At 60.9% G+C, this 22,697-nt stretch carries 22 protein-coding genes; 11 read left to right on the forward strand and 11 right to left on the reverse strand.

Features of this window, described 5'->3' with window-relative positions; all coding sequences use genetic code 11:
* Positions 1-73: 73 nt before the first annotated feature.
* The 3 genes from CPY51_RS19860 to CPY51_RS19870 form a co-directional block, all read right to left on the reverse strand.
* Entirely contained in the window at positions 74-1,111 is a 1,038-nt protein-coding gene (locus CPY51_RS19860) for an alpha/beta hydrolase family protein (protein WP_111162059.1), read from the reverse strand.
* A gap of 110 nt (positions 1,112-1,221) precedes the next feature.
* Complete coding sequence (locus CPY51_RS19865) at positions 1,222-1,977, reverse strand: bestrophin-like domain (protein ID WP_420820724.1); 756 nt, start codon at positions 1,975-1,977, stop codon at positions 1,222-1,224.
* Between the two features lie 5 nt (positions 1,978-1,982).
* Complete coding sequence (locus CPY51_RS19870) at positions 1,983-2,492, reverse strand: DUF2165 family protein (protein WP_111161973.1); 510 nt, start codon at positions 2,490-2,492, stop codon at positions 1,983-1,985.
* A 284-nt stretch (positions 2,493-2,776) separates the two neighbouring features.
* Between CPY51_RS19870 and CPY51_RS19875 the strand changes: the two genes are divergently transcribed.
* Together CPY51_RS19875 and CPY51_RS19880 are read left to right on the forward strand one after the other, a co-directional pair.
* Entirely contained in the window at positions 2,777-3,463 is a 687-nt protein-coding gene (locus CPY51_RS19875) for a ZIP family metal transporter (RefSeq protein WP_244598731.1), read from the forward strand.
* 129 nt (positions 3,464-3,592) lie between these two features.
* Entirely contained in the window at positions 3,593-3,922 is a 330-nt protein-coding gene (locus tag CPY51_RS19880; RefSeq protein ID WP_111161974.1) for a hypothetical protein, read from the forward strand.
* 25 nt (positions 3,923-3,947) lie between these two features.
* On the opposite strand, the gene CPY51_RS19885 is transcribed toward CPY51_RS19880, so the two are convergent.
* Positions 3,948-5,168: an ROK family transcriptional regulator gene (locus CPY51_RS19885; RefSeq protein ID WP_111161975.1), complete on the reverse strand. Its 1,221-nt coding sequence runs from the start codon at positions 5,166-5,168 to the stop codon at positions 3,948-3,950.
* A 247-nt stretch (positions 5,169-5,415) separates the two neighbouring features.
* Here CPY51_RS19885 and CPY51_RS19890 point away from each other — a divergent pair, with 247 nt between their 5' ends.
* The 6 genes from CPY51_RS19890 (at position 5,416) to CPY51_RS19915 (ending at position 11,502) form a co-directional block, all read left to right on the forward strand.
* The gene (locus tag CPY51_RS19890; RefSeq protein WP_111161976.1) at positions 5,416-6,669 is read left to right on the forward strand and encodes an extracellular solute-binding protein; all 1,254 of its coding nucleotides are present in this window, start codon (positions 5,416-5,418) and stop codon (positions 6,667-6,669) included.
* 76 nt (positions 6,670-6,745) lie between these two features.
* Positions 6,746-7,630, forward strand: coding sequence for a carbohydrate ABC transporter permease (locus tag CPY51_RS19895; protein WP_111161977.1), 885 nt, complete (start codon positions 6,746-6,748; stop codon positions 7,628-7,630).
* A complete protein-coding gene (locus CPY51_RS19900; RefSeq protein ID WP_111161978.1) occupies positions 7,630-8,475 on the forward strand; it encodes a carbohydrate ABC transporter permease in 846 nt (281 codons plus the stop codon). Before CPY51_RS19895 ends, CPY51_RS19900 begins: the two co-directional genes overlap by 1 nt.
* A 2-nt stretch (positions 8,476-8,477) precedes the next feature.
* The gene (locus CPY51_RS19905; protein WP_420820723.1) at positions 8,478-9,494 is read left to right on the forward strand and encodes an SIS domain-containing protein; all 1,017 of its coding nucleotides are present in this window, start codon (positions 8,478-8,480) and stop codon (positions 9,492-9,494) included.
* Entirely contained in the window at positions 9,494-10,429 is a 936-nt protein-coding gene (locus CPY51_RS19910) for a PfkB family carbohydrate kinase (protein WP_111161980.1), read from the forward strand. The genes CPY51_RS19905 and CPY51_RS19910 overlap by 1 nt, the downstream gene beginning before the upstream one ends.
* The gene (locus CPY51_RS19915; RefSeq protein WP_111161981.1) at positions 10,426-11,502 is read left to right on the forward strand and encodes an ABC transporter ATP-binding protein; all 1,077 of its coding nucleotides are present in this window, start codon (positions 10,426-10,428) and stop codon (positions 11,500-11,502) included. The genes CPY51_RS19910 and CPY51_RS19915 overlap by 4 nt, the downstream gene beginning before the upstream one ends.
* On the opposite strand, the gene CPY51_RS19920 is transcribed toward CPY51_RS19915, so the two are convergent.
* The 4 genes from CPY51_RS19920 to CPY51_RS19935 all read right to left on the reverse strand — a co-directional run bounded on the left by CPY51_RS19920 (position 11,499) and on the right by CPY51_RS19935 (position 16,574).
* Complete coding sequence (locus CPY51_RS19920; protein WP_111161982.1) at positions 11,499-11,894, reverse strand: type II toxin-antitoxin system VapC family toxin; 396 nt, start codon at positions 11,892-11,894, stop codon at positions 11,499-11,501. The two genes, CPY51_RS19915 and CPY51_RS19920, sit on opposite strands and share 4 nt — an antisense overlap.
* Complete coding sequence (locus CPY51_RS19925; RefSeq protein ID WP_111161983.1) at positions 11,894-12,136, reverse strand: type II toxin-antitoxin system VapB family antitoxin; 243 nt, start codon at positions 12,134-12,136, stop codon at positions 11,894-11,896. The genes CPY51_RS19920 and CPY51_RS19925 overlap by 1 nt, the downstream gene beginning before the upstream one ends.
* Positions 12,137-12,255: 119 nt before the next feature.
* Positions 12,256-15,408, reverse strand: coding sequence for an efflux RND transporter permease subunit (locus CPY51_RS19930; RefSeq protein WP_111161984.1), 3,153 nt, complete (start codon positions 15,406-15,408; stop codon positions 12,256-12,258).
* Positions 15,408-16,574 (reverse strand): efflux RND transporter periplasmic adaptor subunit, encoded by a 1,167-nt coding sequence (locus CPY51_RS19935; protein WP_111161985.1) that lies wholly within the window; start codon positions 16,572-16,574, stop codon positions 15,408-15,410. The genes CPY51_RS19930 and CPY51_RS19935 overlap by 1 nt, the downstream gene beginning before the upstream one ends.
* Positions 16,575-16,684: 110 nt before the next feature.
* On the opposite strand from CPY51_RS19935, the gene CPY51_RS19940 reads away from it, so the two are divergent.
* Positions 16,685-17,311 (forward strand): TetR family transcriptional regulator, encoded by a 627-nt coding sequence (locus CPY51_RS19940; protein ID WP_111161986.1) that lies wholly within the window; start codon positions 16,685-16,687, stop codon positions 17,309-17,311.
* A 20-nt stretch (positions 17,312-17,331) separates the two neighbouring features.
* Here the strand turns inward: CPY51_RS19940 and CPY51_RS19945 are convergent, their stop codons facing one another.
* The 3 genes from CPY51_RS19945 to CPY51_RS19955 form a co-directional block, all read right to left on the reverse strand.
* Positions 17,332-18,567, reverse strand: a complete 1,236-nt coding sequence (locus CPY51_RS19945) for a type II toxin-antitoxin system HipA family toxin (protein ID WP_111161987.1) — start codon at positions 18,565-18,567, stop codon at positions 17,332-17,334.
* Between the two features lie 9 nt (positions 18,568-18,576).
* On the reverse strand, positions 18,577-18,840 hold the full coding sequence (locus CPY51_RS19950; protein ID WP_111162062.1) for a helix-turn-helix transcriptional regulator: 264 nt from the start codon (positions 18,838-18,840) through the stop codon (positions 18,577-18,579).
* Positions 18,841-18,985: 145 nt separating this feature from the next.
* Positions 18,986-19,465, reverse strand: a complete 480-nt coding sequence (locus CPY51_RS19955; protein ID WP_111161988.1) for an Lrp/AsnC family transcriptional regulator — start codon at positions 19,463-19,465, stop codon at positions 18,986-18,988.
* A gap of 150 nt (positions 19,466-19,615) precedes the next feature.
* Between CPY51_RS19955 and CPY51_RS19960 the strand changes: the two genes are divergently transcribed.
* Both CPY51_RS19960 and CPY51_RS19965 read left to right on the forward strand, forming a co-directional pair.
* Positions 19,616-20,395 carry a tryptophan 2,3-dioxygenase family protein gene (locus CPY51_RS19960; protein ID WP_111161989.1) on the forward strand — a complete coding sequence of 260 codons (780 nt, stop codon included), beginning with the start codon at positions 19,616-19,618 and terminating at the stop codon, positions 20,393-20,395.
* A gap of 141 nt (positions 20,396-20,536) precedes the next feature.
* Complete coding sequence (locus tag CPY51_RS19965) at positions 20,537-22,318, forward strand: M23 family metallopeptidase (RefSeq protein ID WP_111161990.1); 1,782 nt, start codon at positions 20,537-20,539, stop codon at positions 22,316-22,318.
* Positions 22,319-22,697: the final 379 nt, after the last annotated feature.

A 22,697-nucleotide genomic window follows, 5' to 3' on the forward strand; every position in this document is an offset into this window, starting at 1 on the left:
CTCTTCCGCCCGGCACCATTTAGGCCGGGCGGATTTAAGGCGCCGTGACCACTCAACATGCCATGAGGACGGTCTACTGCGGCGAAATCGCCTTCGCAAGGAACGCGATAATCATATCCGCAACCTGTCGGTGGATGGCCTCTCGACCTCGCGTTCCCCCGTCCTTGCAGACGATCCCGTCGCCGGGTGTGTCCTCTTCGATCAAGGCAGCAGCTCCCGGCTTGCAAAGCTGCATGAAGCTGAAATGTATTGCGTCGGGAATCTCGACATAGCTGGACGTTGCCGCGGGCAGATGGGCTGCGAGATACCCCGATTCGAGTTTTGCCGGCAGATCGCCGATATCGACGCCGGCGCTGATCACCAGCACAGGCAAATGAATTCCCTCCAGGCTCTGCACCGTAAAGCCACGTGCGAGCCCGAGATCGAGCGACACCACCGCCGCGATCCTCGCGTCACGCAGATCGCCGTCGAGCTTGGTGGCGCTACCCTGAACGATGCCCAGTTCGCCGGATAATCCGCAGGCGCGCGGGCTTGAGTGCGTCTTGCAGTCTTGCGTAAACTGCTCTGTGCTGAAGCGTGCACCGCCAAGCGCGGCAACTGTCCATCCCCCAAGCGAATGGCCGACTGCAGCAATGCGGGTTGGCTGGATGCTGCCCGCCAAGGACGGATCCGTCGTCAGAGCATCGATAACGCGGCTAAGATCGTGTGTTCGCTCCCAGAGCTTGGCCGCCTCGACGGGGCTTCTGTTGAATGTCGTCGTGCCGGGATGGTCGGGCGCGGCGACAACATAGCCTTGATGCACCAGTTCGCCCGCAAGCCAGCTGAGATTTCTCCAACTGCCACCATAGCCGTGGGACAGGACAACGAGCGGATGGGGCTTGCGCGTCGGTGGCGCCTCCTTGACAGCGGGCACGCCGTAAAAGACCCGGTTTTCACCGGCAGGTATCGTCGGGCCGCCGTCCTCGGTTGGGTACCACATGCTGACATGGAGTGGCCTGTCACCGACTTTATCCGGCAGCTCGATCTCCCTGAAGCCGACGGCATCCGCCGCCTGTGCAGCAGACGCCAAGAGAGCGGTCACCAAAAGCGTGGCAATGGAACGTACAGGCATGAAAATCTCCAGGAGCAGCTGACCATGCATTCATTGCCTGGCATCAGGACCTTCCGCGACCTATAACGCGATCGAGGACACGTTTTCCGATTATCGAAACCAGGGCTGCCCTATGGTTGACCAAGACGGGCAAGGGCGGAGCGCAGGGGATTGGCCGATATCTGGATAATTCCATGGTATGGATTGGCCATTTCCATGATCAGGAAGATCGCGCCGGCAACGGACAGCGCACACACCACCAGTATGCAGACGACCGTCGCGTTGGTTGGCGCCTGCAGCCCGAAAGTTGCAAACAGCAGGGCGAGCCAGAGCACGAGGACGGCGAGGAAAGCCCAGGGAAGCCCCTCATCTGCAGTCTCGACGAAAAGCCAATGGCCTTCCGCAACGACGCCGCTGACTTCAAGGGCCCGGGCTTGGATCTGCCGCTGGCTGTCCGTCTTTGGTTGCAGTGCCCGAAGTGTGGTCTGCACTGCTTCGATGTCCTGAAATTCGCCTTCGGAATTGTTCGACATTGCGTCGGCCGTCGCTGCGGTCCAGCCCTGTGTCAGCCGTTTCTCGACGAGTTTGCGAAGTTGGCTTCGCGCCTCGTCCGTTTCCGGGCCGTAGTGCGCCATGACCCTGTCCAGAAGCACCACGCGGGCGGCCGACGACCTGAGTTCACTATCGGCATTGTCATAGGATGTCTTTGCCGACGCAATCAACAGGCCAAGTGCAAGGGCCGAGAGCGTGCCGACGATAGCTGTGGCAAGCCTGATCACATCCTTGGAATCAGTATTTATGTGATGATCCGGCAAGTGGGCCTGCAACACCATGCCGATTGCAATCGCACCGCAGAGGCACAGAAAGACTAAAGTCGCCATGAGCATCGGGGTCAACGGACAGCCTCTTCAGGTTCCTTGTCGGGCAAGGCCACGAATATCAAGACGGCGATGATCGTCGTCGAAAACCGGAAGGCACTTTCTATGCCGTTCCACTCGGTCGACATCCACATGCCGAACCATTCCCCGCCGACCGACATGAACCCGACCTGCCAGGTCAGAAAGCCGAATGTCAGGCCGCCAATGGCCCAATTCTTGGCGCGGTTGAAGGAAGATGCCTTCGCCGCCAATTTTGTCAGCAGTGCATAGACGCCAGCCCAGCACAAAAGCGCGGTCAGGAGTTCGGCGCCGATGATCAGGCAATAGCCCAAGGTGTGTATCCATGGACTGGTCAGCGCGCGATATCGGATGGTCGACGTCGGGAAGATAGTGTCCATGTCGAGGACATGTTTGACGAACTCGAAATTTGAGCCGTAATCGGTGATATTCCCGAATGCCACCAGCGACGCGAAAAACGCAGTCGCGGCCACAAGTGCGATCTTTGCCAGCCGGAGCACAATCACGCCAAATTCCACCCTGCACGCAGGACCGGTCGCCCCCTCGCGACTATCGGCCCATGCGCCCATCAATATGCGTGATTTACGATATACGAGCCCTAAAAATTCACAACCCTGGCCGTCTCCAACAGCGACGGGCTGACGGGCTAGCGTGAGTGCACGCCATTGAGGGTCGCTTGTCAGCTTTGGCAGCCTGCCCTACATTCTTCTTGCTATAGTTGTCTTTATCGCTCTTTGGCATCTGCCGATGAAGGCCGTGCGCGTCCAATACAGCTTCGAAGGAGAAGGCAGTGTCCGTCTGGTTTTTCATGTTGATCCCCTGGGCTGCCCTGGTGCTTGGAGCAATCGCGGCGACGGTTCGAACCTTCAGTCCTTCTGTCACGAGTGGCATCCAGCACCTTGCGGCAGGGGTGGTTTTCGCGGCGGCCGCGACCGAGGTTCTCCCCGCGATCCGGCATTCGGGCGCGACAAGCGCAATCCTGATCGGTGGCTTCCTTGGTCTGGCCACAATGCTTGGCGTCAAGGCGATTGGAAGACGCCTCCCGGGAGCCTGGTCGCTGGTCGTTCTCGTCGCAATCGACTTCTTCATCGATGGCGTCGTCGTTGGAATTGGTTTCGCGGCCGGAGAAGAACAGGGCACCATTCTTCTGATCGCGCTCACCGCAGAGATCTTGTTTCTTGGCCTTAGCGCGACGGAGGAGCTCCGCGAGGTAGTGAAGTCCCGGCTGGCGGTGATTGCGACGGTGCTGGCAGGCGGAGCGCTTCTGCCACTCGGCGCGCTCCTGGGCGAGCCAGTCCATATGCTGCCGCCGTTCTACCTGACCGCGAGCTTTACGTTCGCTTTGATCGCACTTCTCTATCTCGTGACCGAGGAACTGCTGGTTGAGGCGCACCAAAAGCCGGATAGCTCTCTCGTAACCAGCATGTTCTTCGTCGGCTTTCTGGGCCTGCTGGCGCTGGAAACGCCGATTGGCTGACCGCTCTTATGTGTCGCGCGGAAGGTCGCGAGCCGCGCATCAAAATTGCGTGAAACCATGGCGCGCAGGGAACTTCAGCGGCGGCCATGTGTTCATCTGTCATTCATCCACTTGCTCAGGAGAAGGCAGATGTTCTTGAGAGCTTTCGCAGTCTCGGCGCTTGCAATCGGCATGGCCACGACAGCTATGGCTGAGGGATCCCACGCCACCCATTCCGTCAACACCTTCAAAGGTGGCCGCATCAATTCCGCCATAAACCAGAATAGAGACACATCGAAAGATGCGATCCTGCCCGACGGAACGATCAACGTCGATCCGACGGTAACAGGGAGCGTTTCGCCGAGCGCAGAGGGCAACAGCAATCGCGGCGCGGTCAGGATAATATGCGATTCCAGCCCGAATACGTCTGAGATGCGGTCGAATACCTTCGATGCCGCCTTGCCGGGAGCCTGTCCCTGAGGCGGGACAGGGCTCCCGGCGCTCGTCAGCCGTTCGCGCGGGTCTTTAGGATCGCTGAAAAGCGGGGATCGAAAGCACGGCTGATCGGCTCGGCCGCAGCGCCGAGCGCTACCGCCCATGGGTCCGTCATGCCGAGCTGTACGCGCGGCAGCCGGCGGGTGCGTCGCTCTGCGATTGATGGAAGTAGCGGATCCATCGCCTGCATCAGGCGTCGCGCCAGCGGTTCGGGAGCGCTGCCGCATATGATCACTGTCTCCGGATCGAAGATGGTCTCGATAATCTGCACGCTCCACCGCAGGTCTCCCGCGGCAAGTTCAATCCACCCGGCAAGGGACGGTTCGGAACTTAGGGCGGCGGCTGCAAGTTTCGTGTGCAAGGCAGGATCGGCAGGATCCAGTCCCATATGTTGATAGAGCGAAGCCAGAGATGCCCTGTGCTCCAGCGCCTGATGCCGCTCCCCGGCGTGGCGAGGCGGCGTCAGCACCATGCCGATTTCGCCGGCGTTGCCATTCGCGCCGTTATAGAGTTCTCCATTCAGAATGAGACCGGCGCCGATGCCGTAGCCGAGATAGAGGCAAACAGCGTGGTCCAGGCCGTTTGCAACGCCAACCATGCGCTCCGCGGTCGCAGACGCGGATGCGTCGTTTTGCAGGCCGACATCGAGGCCCGTGCCGGCCGCCAATGTCTCGAGCAGCGGAAAGTTCTGCCAGGCCGCCATCATCCATGGGTCGTCGTCGACAATATCCATGCCGAACGGACCCGGCATGGCCACGCCAAGACCAACCAGGCGCTTTTCAGATTGAACGCTGAGGGTAGCCAGTTCCTTTCGCACGCTCTCGATCAGATCGAGGATCACCTTTGCGCCACGCGAAGGACCGCCGGGCGGCAGGTTTGCTTCCGCGCGTACCAGTACATTTCCAATGAGATTAACGGCGGCGGCGCGGGTCACGTGACGGTCGATCTGCAGGCCGATCGCGAAAGCGCCGTCCGGGACAAGTTTGTAGGGCGTCGACGGCTGTCCCCTGCCCTTGCGCACGACGTCGAGCGACAGGACCAGCCCATCGCCTTCCAATTCCTCGATGATGTTGGAAACTGTCTGCTTGGTGAGCTTCGTCGCCCGCGAAAGATCTGCGCGTGAGAGAGATCCGTTCAGCCGCAGGGCGTCGATCATCACGCGGCGATTATGGGCGCTCGTGCCTTCGTGGTTGGTGCCGCTTTTGGCTCGGATCTCGCGTGCATCGTTCATGCAGATTCCCTCTTGACTTGATTAGAATATTGAAGAAGAAATAAGTCAAGACAATTGACTTAATAAGGAACCGTCAGAGTTCCGGGGAACGCAGACGGTCTTGGAGAGACGACTTCCAAAGCCGGATCAACGCTCCGACACATTTGCCGGCACCGCTCTTTTTCATGCGGCGTCTTCCAACTATCCGGCGCTGGCCAAACTGCCAGCGTCGAATGCAACCGCAACTGTCAGTCACTGGAGGCAAGAAATGTTGAAGTCCACGCGCATAGCGCTTCTCAGCGCCAATCTTATCGGAGCAGGTTTTCTCGGGATGTCCTTCGCGGCGCAGGCGCACGCGGAAACGACGCTCAACGCATTGTTCATGGCACAGGCGGCCTATAGCGAGGCCGACGTTCGCGCCATGACCGACGCCTTCACCAAGGCGAACCCCGACATTAAGGTCAATCTCGAATTCGTGCCCTACGAAGGCCTGCACGACAAGACCGTGCTGGCGCAGGGCTCCGGCGGCGGCTACGACGTCGCGCTGTTCGACGTTATCTGGCCGGCCGAATACGCAACGAACAAAGTGCTGGTCGATGTCTCAGGCCGTGTTACCGACGACATGAAAAAGGGCGTCATGCCCGGCGCCTGGACGACGGTGCAGTACGACAGCAAATATTATGGCATGCCTTGGATTCTCGACACCAAATATTTGTTCTATAACAAGGACATCCTTCAGAAGGCAGGCATCGCGACGCCTCCAAAGACCTGGGACGAGCTGGCGGCCGATGCCAAGATCATCAAGGACAAGGGCCTGCTCGCCACCCCGATCGCCTGGAGCTGGTCGCAGGCAGAAGCTGCGATCTGCGACTATGCCACGCTGGTCAGCGCCTATGGTGGCAAGTTCCTCGACAATGGCAAGCCGTCATTCCAGACCGGCGGCGGTCTCGATGCGCTGAAGTACATGGTTTCAAGCTATTCCTCGGGCCTCACCAACCCGAACTCCAAGGAATTCCTGGAAGAGGACGTCCGCAAGGTGTTTGAAAACGGCGATGCTGCTTTCGCGCTGAACTGGACCTACATGTACAATCTCGCCAACGACCCGAAGGAGAGCAAGGTCGCGGGCAAGGTTGGCGTCGTGCCTGCGCCCGGCGTTGCGGGCAAAAGCCAGCTTTCCGCTGTCAACGGGTCCATGGGCCTCGGCATTACCGCAACCAGCAAGCATCAGGACGAAGCCTGGAAGTACATCACCTTCATGACCTCGCAGGCGGTGCAGAACCAGTATGCCAAGCTAAGCCTGCCGATCTGGGCGACCTCCTACGACGACCCGGCGGTGACCAAGGATCAGGAAGAACTGATCGGGGCTGCCAAGCACTCGCTTGCCGCCATGTTCCCACGGCCGACAACGCCGAAGTACCAGGAGCTTTCGACAGCCCTGCAGCAGGCAATCCAGGAAGCGCTTCTTGGCCAGTCTTCTCCTGAAGACGCCCTGAAGACCGCCGCTCAGAACAGCGGCCTCTGATCGCCGGTCCCCGGGCGGCGAGCCTAACCGCCGCCCGATCCCTATCGCAATTCCGACGCTTGAAAAGGGCTGCCCCATGTCCGGCACCTGGATGACAACCCGCGCGTGGCTCCTGATGCTGCCGCTGCTTGCGGTTATGATCGCCGTCATAGGCTGGCCGCTCATCGACACAGTCGGCCTATCGTTCACCGATGCGAAATTGGTTGGCACCGCTGGCACCTTCGTCGGCATCGACAACTACGTGAAGATGATCTCAAGCGCCGCCTTCCAGCGAACGCTGGTGACGACGACCGAATTTGCGGTCGTCTCGGTCGCGGCCGAGATGGTGATCGGCGTGTTGGCGGCATTGCTTCTCAACCAGGAATTTCGCGGCCGAACCGTGCTGCGCGCGCTGATGATCCTGCCATGGGCGCTGCCGACCGTCGTCAACGCCACGCTGTGGCGGCTGATCTACAATCCGGAATATGGAGCGCTAAACGCGGCGCTGACGCAACTCGGCCTGATCGACGCCTATCGCTCCTGGCTCGGCGAACCGGGTACCGCGCTCATATCGCTCATCGTTGCCGATTGCTGGAAGAACTTTCCGCTGGTTGCCCTGATTGCGCTGGCTGCGCTGCAGGCGGTTCCGCGCGATATTACTGCCGCTTCGCTGGTCGACGGCGCCGGACCGTTCAACCGCTTTCGCTTCGTCATCCTGCCCTATCTCGCCGGCCCGCTGATGGTGGCGCTGGTGCTGCGGACCATCGAGGCTTTCAAGGTCTTCGACATCATCTGGGTCATGACACGCGGTGGGCCGGCCAACAGCACGCGCTCGCTGTCGATCCTCGTCTATCAGGAGGCCTTCTCATTCCAGCGGGCGGGTTCCGGCGCGTCGCTGGCGCTGATGGTGACGCTGCTGGTCAGCGTGCTTGCGGCCGCCTATGCAGGCCTCGTGCGCAAGACAGCGGGGAGCGCCGCCTGATGGAACGCAAGAGCCCCGTTTTCTCCGCCTTCATCTATATCTCCGCCCTGCTGCTTGCGGCCGTCATCTTGGCACCGCTCCTCTGGTTGTTCGTCATGAGCATTTCGCCGCCGGCGGACCTTGCGGCCAAACCGCTGCACTGGTGGCCGCAGTCGATGGATTTCTCCCGCTACGGCGTGCTGCTCTCCATGGTAGAGAACAGCGCCGGCGCTGCATTTACCTCGTCGCTGGTCAACAGTATCGAGGTTGCCGGCATGGCCACGATCGTGGCGCTGGCCCTGGCTGTCCCCTCCGCCTGGGCCGTCTCCCGAACGCCGGCGGTCGGATGGTCGCTCTACATGGTGATCGCCACCTATATGCTGCCGCCGGTGGCGCTGGCCGTTCCGCTCTACATGGGGCTTGCCTATCTCGGCCTGCTCAACAACGTTTTCGGACTGGCGCTGGTCTACCTCACCATCCTCGCCCCGTTCACGACATGGCTCATGAAATCCGGGTTCGATTCCATTCCGCGCGAGATCGAACAGGCGGCGATGATGGACGGCGCCGGATTGTTCGCGACGCTCCGTATCATTACCCTGCCGCTCGCAGCACCCGTCATGGCGACATCGGCGCTCTTTGCCTTCCTGCTTGCCTGGGATGAATTCTTCTACGCGCTGCTTTTCACCTCCGACCAGCGCGCCAAGACCCTCACCGTCGCCATCGCCGATCTCGCCGGCGGCCGGGTTTCCGATTATGGACTGATCGCTGCCGCCGGCGTGCTCGCCGCCCTGCCGCCCGTGGTGATCGGTCTCCTCATGCAACGCGCCCTGATTTCAGGGCTGACCAGCGGCGGCGTCAAAGGATGACCATGAACTCGAGAGATAATCGCCCAGTCGGGCTACAGGCAATCGACCGCGAAATGGCCCGCCAGCATGCTGACGCCATCGCCTCCTACGAAGGTGCCGCAGATATGGCTGCAAAGGTTGCGGCCTCGCTCAGATCGACCGGCCGCCTGCTTTTGCTTGGAATGGGCGGATCGCATGCCGTCAGCCGCGCCGTCGAACCGTTGTACCGCGCGCTCGGCATAGAGACGATTGCCGTCACGCTCTCCGAGCAACTCGGCCAACCGCTGCCGCTAGGTGGGCGCACCGTCCTGGTGACCTCGCAATCGGGCGAAAGTGCCGAGGTTCTGCGCTGGTTTGCCGAAACGGCAGGAACCCCCGACACATTCGGCCTGACGCTCGAGGCTGGCTCGTCGCTCGCCAAGGCAGCCCCCTCGCTTATTGGCGCCGGCGGTACAGAGCTTGCGTTTGCAGCGACCCGAAGCCTGACCGTCTCCTTCGCCCTGCATCTCGCCATCCTCGCAGCGCTCGGAGAAGACCCGACCGCAGCGCTCGGCGCACTCAACGCACCGGAAGCCAATGACATCGATGAAGCGCTGGCGGCCTTCGCGAAGGTTGCAACGGTGGTCACCTCAGGCCGCCGTCTCCAGGGTCTTGCCGAAGCCCTTGCCCTTGGCCTGACCGAACTCTCGCGCCGGCCCTGTTTCTCGCTTGAAGGCGGACAACTGCGCCACGGGCCGATGGAAATGCTCGGGCCTGAGATCGGCGTCGTGCTGTTCCGTGCGCAGGACGCGACCGCCGCTCTCGTCACCGTCATGGCGGTCTCCGCTGTCGAAGCCGGCGCGCCGGTCGTGGTCTTCGATTCCTCGGGAGAGCAGCCGGTAGCGGGCACGACGACGATCCGCTTCAAGCCGGCGGCAGGTATGGCCGCGATCTTTGCGATGCTGCCGGTAGCCCAGCGTTTCATGATCGCCTTCGCCGATGCCCGCGTCGAGAATGCCGGGACGCCGGTTCGTTCGACCAAGATCACCCGGAGCGAATGATGCGTCCGCTTGCAGTCATCGGCAACGTCAATGTCGACCTGATCCTCGGGCCGGCGGAGCCCTGGCCCAAGGCCGGAACCGAAATTATCGTCGATCATGACGAGCTCAGGGTCGGCGGTGCCGCCGGCAACAGCGCGCTCGCCTGGGCAGCCCTCGGCGTCGACTTCGAAATCGCCGCCAATGTCGGCTCCGACGAATTCGGACGCTGGTTGCGTGAGACATTCGGCGAAAAGGCGCAGAAATGGCCGGTTCGTCCCGAAGGCACGACGCTCTCGGTCGGCATCACCCATCCGGACGGCGAGCGCACCTTCTTTACCACGCGCGGCCACCTGCCCCGCTATTCTCTCAGCGACGTCCTGTCGGTGCTCGACGGCGGGCGGCTGACTGGCGGTTACGTGCTGCTCTGCGGCTCGTTCCTGACAACCGATCTGACGGTGGATTACCCCGCGCTGTTCGATTGGGCAGACAGCCATGGCATCACCACCGTGCTCGACACCGGCTGGCCGCTGGACGGCTGGACCGAGGAAAATCGCCTGTCGACCCGCCGCTGGCTGACCCGCTGCGGCTGCGCGTTGATGAACGAGATCGAGACGACGACGCTTGCCGGCATGTCCGATTGCGCTGAGGCTGCCCGCGACCTGCGCACGCATATGCCTGACGGAGCCATCGTCGTCGTCAAGCGCGGACCCGACGGCGCAATCGCAATCGATGCCGACGGCACGCTCGTCTCAGTTTCCGCCCCTCTCGTCAACGTCGTCGACACTATTGGCGCCGGCGATGTCTTCAATGCCGCCTTCCTTGCGGCGCTCGCCGCCGGCAAGCCCCTGCGCGTCTGCCTCGAAGCAGGCACCACTGTCGCTTCGAAGGCGATCTCCACCCTGCCCCGTAGCTATGGCAGGCCCATGCAAACCGACGCCGAGGAGTCTATGCGATGAGCGCGCTCGAAATCCGCAACATCCACAAGAGCTATGGCGACGTCGTGACGTTGAAGGGCATCGATATCGCGCTGGAAAGCGGCGAGTTCCTCGTGCTGCTCGGGCCGTCCGGGTGCGGAAAATCCACGCTGCTGAACATCATTGCCGGCCTTGCCGAGGCTTCCGGCGGCGATATCCTGATCGCCGGAAAATCCGTGATCGGCGTTCATCCGAAGGATCGCGATATCGCCATGGTCTTTCAGTCCTATGCACTCTATCCAAACTTGACGGTGCACCGCAACATCGGCTTTGGCCTCGAGATGCGCAAGGTTCCGGCAGACGTGCGTGACAAGGCGGTGCTCGATGCGGCCAAGCTGTTGAAGATCGAGAACCTTCTGGACCGCAAGCCCGGCCAGCTCTCCGGCGGACAACGCCAGCGCGTCGCCATCGGCAGGGCGCTGGTGCGCAAACCGGAAGTGTTCCTCTTCGACGAGCCTCTCTCCAATCTCGACGCCAAATTGCGCATGGAAACGCGGACCGAGCTGAAACGGCTGCACCAGATGCTGAAGACGACGGTGGTCTACGTTACCCACGACCAGATCGAAGCGATGACGCTCGCCACCCGCATCGCCGTCATGCGCGATGGTCGGATCGAGCAGCTGGGCACGCCTGAGGAGATCTACGACCGCCCGGCTACCCTCTATGTCGCCGGCTTCGTCGGGGCTCCGCCGATGAACATGCTCAACGTGACCGTCCGCGGCGGAACGCTTGTCATAGCCGGCTCGGACGCAGTGGTGCCGCTTCCCTCCCGCTTTCGCGGCCTTGCCCAGGACGGGCAGCGCCTCATACTCGGGATTCGACCGGAGGCGCTCAATCTCTTCCGCGACGAGGTGAGCTTTTCGCTGCCAAGCCGCGCCGAAGTCGCTGAATTGACCGGTCCGGAGCTGGTGGTCACGGCGATGATCGGCGAGCAGCGGCTGATGGCCTGCCTGCCGCCACGCTCCAGCATATCAAGTGGCGAGGATCTTGCCTTGTTCTTCGACGAGGATGCCGCACATCTCTTCGATCCCGAGAGCGGCAAGGCAATCGGCTAGGCAACCTCGATATCCGTTTTGCCCAAGTTGCCGCCCTTGAACAACAATGGCTGGCGATAGTATCTGGCGCAGGCATAGGTCATGCAATCGTCGAGATCGAGGTCGGCGGCTTGGTAACCTTTGCCAAAGCGTTGGTGTGCATCCGCGGCAAGGAACGCAGCCCGTGGTGGTACTGCGAGAAGCTGGATGTTCATGATCTGTAGGAAAGCCTTGATCGCGGTCTCGACTTCGGTCATCGGCATGGCGAGAATCGAGCCGACCGAAACGGCTGCCTTGGCCACCGCCATGGGTGAGGTCATGCGAACGGTCGAGGCATGCATGCGGCGAGCGAAGATACGAGCCTCGCTCTCGCAGGTCATCATCGCAATGATCACTGAGGCATCGACGAACATCAGCTTTCCTCTCCCGCTCGCGTGCCACTTGCGCCAGATGCGCTAACCCGTTGCTCGGCCTTCTTTTTCAAGTCGCGGCAAAATGCGACTGCTATATCTTCGAGCACAGGCTTGGCGAGTTCTTTGTCGAGCGCCAGCTGCAATGCGCGGCGAACCGCTTCAGTCTTCGATGACGCCTGCGTCAGCATCTGGTAGCGACGCGCCAGGCGATCGATGGCATCGTCCTTGATATAGAGCGGCATCCGACATCCCTTTTTCCGAGTTGCCGAGATGGGTAACCACCGGGACGCCCGACTGCAACAAAAAACCCCGCTCCTGATGGAGCGAGGTTCTGGCAATGTCATGAATAGTGCTGGCGGCGCTACTCGGCCGGTTCCGGGGAGACTTGGCCCTGGCTCGCCTGCTCGCTTCCCGGCGCTGGTTTCGGCTCTCTCCAGGCGATCAGCCTGTAGAACATCGGAATGAAGAAGGTGGCGATGAAGGTTGCCGCCAGCATGCCACCGATGACGCCGGTGCCGATGGCATGTCTACTGGCCGAACCCGCGCCGGTGCTCGTCGCCAGCGGTACGACACCGAGGATGAAGGCAAGCGAGGTCATGACGATCGGGCGGAAGCGCAGCCGCGCCGCTTCAATTGCCGCCTGGCCCGCACTCATGCCCTCGTGGCGTTTGATCACCGCGAACTCGACGATCAGGATGGCGTTCTTCGCCGCAAGCCCGATCAGCGTCACCATGCCGATCTGGAAATAGACGTCATTGGTAAGGCCGCGCAGATGGGTGGCCAGCAGCGCGCCGAACAGCGCGAACGGGATCGCGGTGATGACGGCGAGCGGCAGGCTCCACTTCTCGTATTGGGCCGCCAGGATCAGGAAGACCATGATGATGCCGAAGATCATCGCCTGCGTGCCGGCGCCACTCGTCTCCAGTTCCTGGAAGGCCGAGCCGGTCCAGGCGACCTGGAATCCGTCGGGCAGGTTCTGCTGCGCGACTTCCTGCATCGCCTTGATCGCATCGCCCGAGGTATAGCCCGGTGCCGGATTTCCGGTGATCTTGGCCGCATTGAAAGCGTTGAAACGTTCGACCTGATCAGGTCCGATGATGCGGGTAACCTTCACAAGCGCGTCAAGCGGGATGAGGCTGCCGCCATCGGCACGCACGAACACCTGCCTGAGATCGTCTGGCGATTCCCGGAAAGGCGCCTCGGATTGCAGGTTGACCTGATAGTTGCGGCCATAAAGTGTGAAGTCGTTGACGTAGAGGCTGCCGAACGTCGCCTGCATCGCGTCGAACACCGAGTTGATCGGCACGCCGAGGGCCTTTGCCTTCTCGCGGTCGAGATCGGCGCGGAACTGCGGAACGTTGGTATCGAGCGTGGTGCGAACCGCCGTCAGTTCCGGCCGCTTGGCAGCCAGGGCCACCAGCTTGGCCGTCTGCTCGGCAAGGCCGGCCAGACCCTTGCCCGTGCGGTCCTGCACGTAGACTTCGAAGCCTCCTGTCGTGCTCAGACCCTGGATCGGCGGTGGATTGAAGGCGAGCACCATCGCGTCCTTGATCCCCATGTTCATGCCGATGATTGGCCCGGCGAGATTGCGGGCGTCGAGATCGGGCGTCTTGCGCTCGCTCCAGTCCTTCAGCGTCACGAAGGCTACGCCCGCGCTGCTCTTCAACCCGCCCGAGAGCAGGTCGAAGCCGGCGACGGCAAAGACGTTGTCGACTGCGGGAAGCTTTTTCGTGTTCACCAGCGCCTGGTCCATAACCGCTTGCGTGCGCGGCAGGGAAGCTGCCGGCGGCAGGATGGCGATCTCGAACAGCACGCCCTGGTCTTCGTCGGGAACGAGGGAGCCTGGGATGGTATAGAAGAGGTAGCCGGTGGCTCCGAGCAGGCAGGCAACGAGCACCAGCCCCAGCACGAAGCGCTTGACGAAGAAACTGACACCTGCCGAATAGCCCTGCGTCAGCCGTTCGAAGCCGCGGTTGAAAATGCGGAACGGCAGGATCGGCTCATGATGACCCGGCTTCAGGATCAGCGCGCAGAGCGCCGGCGTCAGCGTCAACGCGACGATGCCCGACAGGATCACCGACATGGCGATCGTCACGGCGAACTGCTTGTACATCTGGCCCGCGAGACCGCCCATGAAGGAGACGGGGATGAACACGGCGCAGAGCACGAGGACGATCGCGACCACCGGGCCGGTCACTTCGCTCATCGCTTTGATCGCCGCTTCGCGCGGTGGCAGTTTCTCCGTCGACATCAATCGCTCGACGTTTTCGAGCACGACGATTGCGTCGTCGACCACGATACCGATGGCAAGCACCAACCCGAACAGCGTCAGAAGATTGATGGAGAAGCCGAGCAGATACATGCCCGCAAACGTGCCGATGATCGAGATCGGAACGGCGATAACGGGGATCAGCGTTGCACGCCAGTTCTGCAGGAACAGGAAGACGACGAGCACGACGAGGAGGATCGCCTCGATGAAGGTGTGGATGACCTCATCGATCGAGACCTGGATGAACTTCGTGGTGTCGTAGGGGATCTGGTAGGCGACGCCTTCCGGGAAGGACTTCTGCAGTTCGTCCAGCCGTGAACGCAGCGCCTTCATCGTGTTCAGCGCATTGGCGCCGGGCTGCAGATAAACTGCAATCGGGATCGCCGCCGTGCCGTTGAGGCTGCTCTGGACGGCATAGCTCTTGGTGCCGAGCTCGATGCGCGCGACATCCTTCAGTCGCAACGTCGCCGCATTGGCATCGGCGCGAAGAATGATGTCTCCGAAGGCGTTGACGTCGGGCAATCGTCCCTGCGTTGTCACCGTATAGGTGAACGGCAGCGCCTTGCTATCGGGCTGATCGCCGAATTTTCCGGCGGCAAACTGGGAATTCTGCTCGCGGATGGCGGCGGCCACATCGCTCGGCGTGAGGTTGTATTGCGCCAGCTTGTCCGGACGCAGCCAGATGCGCATCGAATAGTCGATGTCGCCCAGAAGGTTGACATCTCCGACGCCGGGGATGCGCTTCAGATCATCGACGACGTTGAGCAGCGCGTAGTTGCCGACATAGGCGCGGTCGTAGCGGTTGTCGGCCGAATACATCGCGACGAAGCCAAGGATCGACGTCGATCTCTTGGTGACGACCACGCCGAGCCGGGTGACGTCTTCCGGGAGGGTCGAGGTGGCGCGCTGGACGCGATTGTTGACGTTGATCGCCGCCTGGTCCGGATCGGTGCCGAGCGCAAAGGTCACGGTGATCTGCATCGCGCCGCTGTTGGAGTTCGTCGACTGCATGTAGAGCATGTTTTCGACGCCGTTGATCTGCTGCTCAAGCGGCGAGGCAACGGTTTGCGCAACGGTTTCGGCACTGGCGCCGGGATAGGTGGCGGTGACAACCACTTGCGGCGGCGTCAGCTCCGGATATTGCGCGATCGGCAATATCCGCAGCGCCATGATGCCGGCAAGCATGATGATGATCGAGATCACCGCCGCAAAGACGGGGCGATCGATGAAGAATCTATTGCTCATCAGTTCTGCGCCACCTTGTTGGCTTCGCCCGTGGCGGTCGTCGCCTGGACAGGCGAGCCGGGACGGACCTTCATGATGCCTTCGGTGATCAATTTGTCGCCGGCCGCAAGGCCGCTCAGCACCAGCCACTGGTCGCCAACCTTCTGGCCGAGCGTCAGCGGGTTGACGTGCGCCTTGCTATCCTTGTCCACCGTATAGACGAACTGTCCCTGCGGGCTCTGCATCAGCGCCACCTCCGGGATGACGATGGCGTTGTCGAGCGACACGCCGGTGACCGTGGCGCGCACGAACTGCCCCGGCAGAAGCCGGCGGTCGGGATTGTCGACCACGGCGCGGGCCTGGAGCGTTCCTGTCGAGACGTCGATGGTCGACGAGGTGAAGTCGACGACGCCGTCGTGGCTATAGGTGGAGCCATCGCCGAACGAGATCTTCACGCCGAGCTTCGGAGCCTCGCCCTTGGCCTTCTTCAGGTCGACAAGCCGGCGAACCTCTGCCGCCTCGATATCGGAGAAGGAAAAGTTGACATAGACCGGGTCGAGCTGCGTGATGCTGGTCAGCAGGCCGGTATCGCCGCTGGTGCCGATCAGGCTGCCTTCCGAGACATGTTCTAGGCTGGTGATGCCGTCGACCGGCGCCGTCACTGAGGTGTAGTCGAGATTGAGCTGTGCGGTCTGCAAAGCCGCGCGGGCGGAGGCGACCTGGGCTTCTGCCAATTCGCGAGCGGAGATTGCGTCATCGCGGGCCTTTTCGCTGCCGACCTTCTGGTCGAACAGGCTGCCGGTGCGTTTCTCTTCGCGTTGCGTCTGGCTCAGCTGTGCTTCGGCCTGCTGAAGCTGGGCCTTCGATTGCGCCACGGCCGCCTGATAAGTCGCGGGGTCGAGCAGGAAGAGAACGTCGCCGGCCTTCACTTCCGCCCCTTCGATGAAGTTCCGCTTCAGCAGGATGCCACCAACGCGGGCCCGGACATCGACTTGTCGAAACGCTGTAATGCGAGCAGCATATTGATAGCTCAACGGAACCGTCTGCGCCTTGACGTCGACGACGGTGACGGGAGGCGGTGGAGGCGTCTGCCCGGCCTGTTGCGCAAACGCCGGCAAGCCGGAGAAGATTGTCACGGCAGCTGTGACAAGGCTGCTGCATAGGAAAGGGGTCAATCGCGCCGTCATGAAAAATCACCGCTGGTTATGGATTTTCTATTGCGCCGCAACATACAAACATGCATGAATGATTGTAAATATCAAATCGTCGTGACATCATAAAAAAGATGAGGAGCCGAATGCGCAGGACAAAGGAGGACGCCGCCAAGACCCGCGAGGAAGTGCTGAGCGCAGCCGCGGAAGTTTTCTATGAGCACGGCGTCAGCGGCTCGAGCCTGGACAAAATCGCCAAGCGCGCCGGTGTGACACGCGGCGCGATCTACTGGCATTTTAAGGACAAGGCCGAAGTGCTGACCGCCCTGCACAGGGAAATCAAGTTGCCACAGGAGGCCATCATCAGCGATGCCCTGGAACATGGCCACGACGATCCGCTCGGCCTTATTGAAACCGGCTCGATGTCCGTGCTGCGTCTTTTGGCTGAGGATGAGCATCAGCAGCGGATTTTCGCGATCATGACGCTGAGCTGCGAGTTTACCGAGGACATGTCCGAGGCGACGTCGCGCGTGGTGGCCGCCAATGCGGAAATGTACGGCAAGCTTCAAAATATCATCAGGCTGGCTGCCCGCCAGGACATGCTGGCAGTTGGATGGACCGTCGACACCGCAGCCCGTGCCTTCCAGTGCTCGGTCAACGGGCTTTTCGGCGAATGGCTGCGTTCCGGCAAGACATTCTCGCTCGTCGAGGTCGGCGAAAAGCTGGTGACCACGCTAATCGGCTCGATGCGTGCGGCGAAAGCTACGCACTAAAGGGCGCTCTAGCGGCCCGGCTATTGAAGCTGCCGCCTGATCCTCCGGCAACGCTTCGTGACCTCGTGAACGATCTCCGACATCATTTGATGCGGCCCGCCATTCATGGCATTGACGGAGGCAGCGGTGGCCTCAGCATGCTCTTCCACCGAGCCGGCCAACTGAGCCACGCGCCGCAAGGTCGATGCTCCGCTCAACCCAACCTCTCGTGCCAGGGATTCCCAGTCATCCGCATGAAGATCCGCTGCCGCATATCTACCGGCTATGTTCTGCGGCATTTGATGATCGACATTCTGGTAGACGTTTGCGCACATCAGATCATAGAGCGGCGCTAGCTTTGCAGACCCTCCAGATCCGATCAGCACCGAATAATTCTTCGCATGCGCGTCCGAATTGCAGATCAGGACATTGAAGATCACCGCATCGAGCAGTGGCACCCGTGCGGCGGGAGAGACATAGTTGCTGACGGCATCGAACATCTGCTTCAGGGAAACCCCGACGCCTGATTGTGACCGCTCGTATTTCTGATAGGGAAAATAGCCGAGAAGCTGGCAGAGGTCTTCCTGGTGGAGGCGCCGGACTTCTTGCCTGTCATCGACGAAGCGATCATAGCGGCTGAGGAGAAGATAAGTGCGGTCACCTGCGCGACCGGTCACTGCCGCCGCCGCATCCAGTCCGCAGGCACGCGCCAGCGCTAGACAGAACCCCTCATTCTGGACGCTTGCAGGCAGCCGACGGGCGTCGGGTTTTAAGATATGGGTCGACGGCGTTCCATCGAGCGGAATTGACATGCGGCCTTTGCCATCGACAAAGACGGGCAATTTCTCCTGAACCCCTGCAAGCGACATGGAAACGCCACGCTCCCCGACAAGGAACGGCTTGGAAGGGAGTTCGTCCAATATGCGGTTCAGGGCCTGGTCGTCCGGGATCGCTTTCAAGTGAAGGCCGGTCTTGCGGGGGACGCCGATGGAAAAGGCGCCCGCGGTATCCCGTCCGATGTGGCTCAGCATGCCGACGACATCCTGGGGCGAGACCTTCAGCCGTTGGCCAATTTCGGACAGGTGCGTTTCAGGCAGCAGATTTGCAAGCCACGGCATGATACGCGATGCATCGAAAGGCCCCGCCTTAAGCGGCATCGACAGGGAGACCGGAAAAGCCGCGGGGCGATTTTCCCATGCCGGATCATATTCCAACCTCAAATCGGTAGACGTTTGCAGATGCGCGACGGGAAACGTCTCGTAGTAGATCGTTGTCATTTGTCCCGCCTACGGAAATTTGGGGAGAAAGCCAAGATCGTCGTCGATCCGGTCGGCAGGGCCGACCCCGGCCTTCAGATCCCCAAGATCGATGCCGACGACACGGGCAGCAATCAGCGATTTTTCAAGGTGACAGGTCGGCTTGCCATTCTCTAGATCGACGATGAAACGCTCGCCCGTGCCGCAGCGGACAGCCAGCTCTGACTGTGTCCAGCCGAGCGCTTTGCGTCTCTGACGAATGAGCGACCCAAAATCAGCGGCGGACTTGATCATTTCAGCGCCTCCCGTGAACTTACCGTACAGGAAGAATCGGTTTAGTTCAAGAAACATCTTCCCGATCGGTAAGTTATAAGGATTTCCAGTGAAAACATACCGATCGGGAGGTCAAACCCTCATTGCGCAAGCCGCGCAACATCCCTCACCCCCCACCGACCCGCGCGTGCTTCGCCGCTTCAGCAAAGGAAATGTCCGACTTGATTTCACGTGTCGACATCGAGGTCGACGTTCTCTTGACGCCCGGCAGGCGGCAGAGTTCTTGACGCAGGATACGGTCGAGCGCGGCCATGTCGGCGGCGAGAATGTGGAGAAGATAGTCCGCCTCTCCTGTCGTTGCATGGCAGTGCCAGATCAACGGATGCCGGCGAACTGCGGCTTCGAATGCTTCGGAAAGCTCGAAGTCGATCGAGACCTGAACGAAGGCTTCCAGGCCGAAGCCAAGAAGGGCGGGATCAAGCATCGTCTTGTACCCGCGGATAATGCCGGCTTCTTCGAGCGCCTTCACCCGTTTCCAGCACGGCGTCTTGCTAAGGCCGACGAGTTCCGCCAGCGCCGCAAAGGACATACGCGCGTCCGCTTCCAGCGCAGAAACGATCTTCTGATCGAGCATACTTAAGGCCATCGTTCTCTCCGGCGAAGAAATTGCGTCCATTCGTGCTCCCAGCATGGCATTTGCCATGACAAATAGAAACAATGTTCAGCGAGAAATTTCGTATCCTCAGCAACAAGAAAACAGGCTTGCGCTCGAAGAGGCGCCGAAGGGGAACGACAAATGCGTAAGGAAGACTACTACGCTCGCATCGAAACGCCTGACATGCGCGACTATGGCGTCTACCTCCAATGCGACAAGCTGCTAGCCTGCCAGAAGCCCTTGGCCGAGATGGCCAATGCCGATGAGCTGCAGTTCCAGATCGTGCATCAGGTCGAGGAGCTCTGGATGAAGCTCATTGCCTATACGCTGGTGGATGTCATTGCCTACCTCGAACAGGCCGACACGCATCGCATCGTAACGCTGATGGGTCGCGTACACCGGCTGATGCGGATGATGACGACGCAGCTCGACCTGCTTGAAACCATGTCGCCGAAGGAATACCAGCAGATCCGCCTGCAACTTGGCAATGGCAGCGGCCAGGAGTCGCCCGGCTTTAAGTTCCTCCTGCGGCTTCCGCCGGATCTCTGGCAGGCCTTCAAGACAACCTATCTCGACGGACGCGACCTGACGGTCGACGATGTCTATGACGCCAAATATGACCACGGCGACAGCTATGTCGTTGCCGAAGCCTTGATCGAATTTGACGAACTGTTCCAGAAGTTTCGCGCCAATCACCTCTACCTGATCCACCGCTCGATCGGGCTCGGATCGAAATCGCTAAAGGGCCGTCCGGTCGATCTGCTGCAAGCAGGCGCTCGATACCGATTCTTCCCCGATCTCTGGGACGTCCGCTGTTCGATGACGGATCAGTGGGGAAGCCAGTACGGCGTCGTCAGAGACTCGATTTCAAAACAGGAAGAAGCCGGAAATAGCGAGACGGTCGCGACTATTCCGAGGTGAGTTTTCACCGAAATGCAAGCCGTGATGGTGTTGGCCACAGGAACAGCTGGAAAATTAAATTTGCGGTAACGTTTGCCCATATTTCGCCATGTTCTGCCTTAGCTTGGCCATCACCGTGATCTTCAAGGGTTCCCCGCATCGATGGCTGAAAGTCCGCTCTACGTTCAATTCCCGGCGGAAGCGGCAATACAGGCACATCCACACCACGAATTTCACATTCCCTTCTTGCCGCGCTCGGCACATCTGCGCCATCTCATTGCCATAGGCCTCGGCGGAGCGGCATCGGTCGGCCTGCTTGCGGCGGTGATCTATCCCCTGCTCGCCCGACACACGATTGCACAGGCGGTTCAAGTCGCGCATTCCGAGGTCACGCAATCTCTACCTTCGATGCCGAAGGCAAGCCGCCTTAGTGGTCGGAAGCGCTTCGACGGATCGCGGTTTGCCCAGGTTGCGGAGACGCTTTCCAGCGGTGAGACCAGGATATTCACCTATCACCGTCTGACACTGGTCTTCAAAGGCGATGCGAGCGAATATGGCGACGGCGCAGCCATGGCTGCGGCCTCCACGGATATCGATGAAAGCCAAGCCTATAGCGCCCGATTGTCCCAGCCCATACTGGCGGATCTGCGCAACGGCATCTATTCGCCGCCGGGCACGATGATCTCCGGCAAGCGGTCGCGTTTTCCGATCCGGGGCGTACCGCTCAATGTCAGCTACACCTCGGCCGAGGCGCCGCCCGCCCGCGAGATCAAGCGCCTGGTATCCATGCCAAAGAACCGGCAGGAATTGACCGACGTGCTCGAAACCGCCGGTCTCGGAGACGAAAACCGCGACGAGCTTGTGCAGGCGCTAGCAACCGACGCAATCGCACCGGGTGATAGCCTCGAGCTTTTGATGGAAAAGAACCCGGTCGACGGGCAGCCAAAACTGATCATGGCGAAGCTGAACGGCGACAAGGGTGGAGAACGCGTCGTGGCTCGCGATGATTCCGACGGCTTCGTCGCACTTTCGGACGACCATCTCTTCTCCACTCTCTATAGCGAAAGCCAGCCAGAGGCTCCGTCTTCGACCGAGGTCGCGGCAGTGGACCTCAAGGGTGTGCGGGACGGCGATGAGACAGGCCTTCGCTCCCGGCTTGAACGGGCGGGTCTTTCCGACGACGCCGCGACAGGGCTGATGAAACTCGCAGACTCGAAAGGAATTACGCTTGGCGTCGGCGACAATGCGCCTGACAGCGTCGATCTGCTTTTCCGCAAATCCGACGATCACAACCAGGAACTGATGTTCATCGAATTTCATTCCGGCGACGAGGCGCACCGCTTCTATCTGCATCGCAACGGGCCGGAAGCGCTCTCGGAATTTTACGACGAGGACGGCCATTCGGTGGCGAAATACCTCGCGCACCGCCCCGTCCCCGGCGGCAAGCTCGGCGACGGTTTCGCTTGGCGCATCCATCCGATACTTGGCGTGAAGAAATTCCACAACGGCGTCGACTTCCGAGCACCGATGGGAACTCCGATCCTCGCAGCCGGCGACGGCATCGTCGAAAAAATCGATTCCGAGACCGGGTACGGCAAATTTGTCCGCATTCGTCACGACGGCGGCTATGAGACGACATATGCCCATATTTCCTCGACGCCTCGTGACCTGAAGGTTGGCCAGCGCGTGACGCAAGGTGAAGTCATCGCCTTTGTCGGTTCAACAGGCTATTCGACAGGCCCTCATCTCTATTACGAGCTGCGCGTCAACGGCCAGTACGAGAACCCTTTGACGGCAAGCCTGCCTGCCGGCACCAATCTCACCGGTAAATCCCTGGACAACCTGCGCTCGCAGGTAACCCACGTCGACAGCATCATGAGCTATCTCGACGTATCGGCGCCGAACCAGCAGGCCAAGGCCTTCTCCTCCTTCGAACGCAAATAAACAACCGATACCGCCAAGGCCATCCCTTATGCCGGGCGTTCCAACGAGATCGGTGCGGTGGCCAGTGCGGTGGAAGTATTTCGCAAGGGGCAGCCAATAGGCGGCTCGAGCAGGCGGCCGAAGCCAATCGTATCGAGACCGAGGCCAGCCGCGTTCGGCCGACGGCGGAAGCGGAGGCAGCCGCTCAAAAACGCTTGCAAGAGGCAGCGGCAGGCCCGGCTTCCGGGTTGGGGCGGCTCGCGGTGGCTGATCTGGCGTTCGAACTCAGCGCGCCCTTCGCTACAGATTTCGAGGCATTGCGACACGATCTGAACGGTGCGCTCCAACAACTGGGCGAAACACTGCGTTCAGTTGCGCAGTCGACAGCGTCGATCGAAGA

It is taken from the genome of Arminella tubonensis (genome assembly GCF_003240585.1).
Lineage (GTDB): Bacteria > Pseudomonadota > Alphaproteobacteria > Rhizobiales > Rhizobiaceae > Rhizobium > Rhizobium tubonense.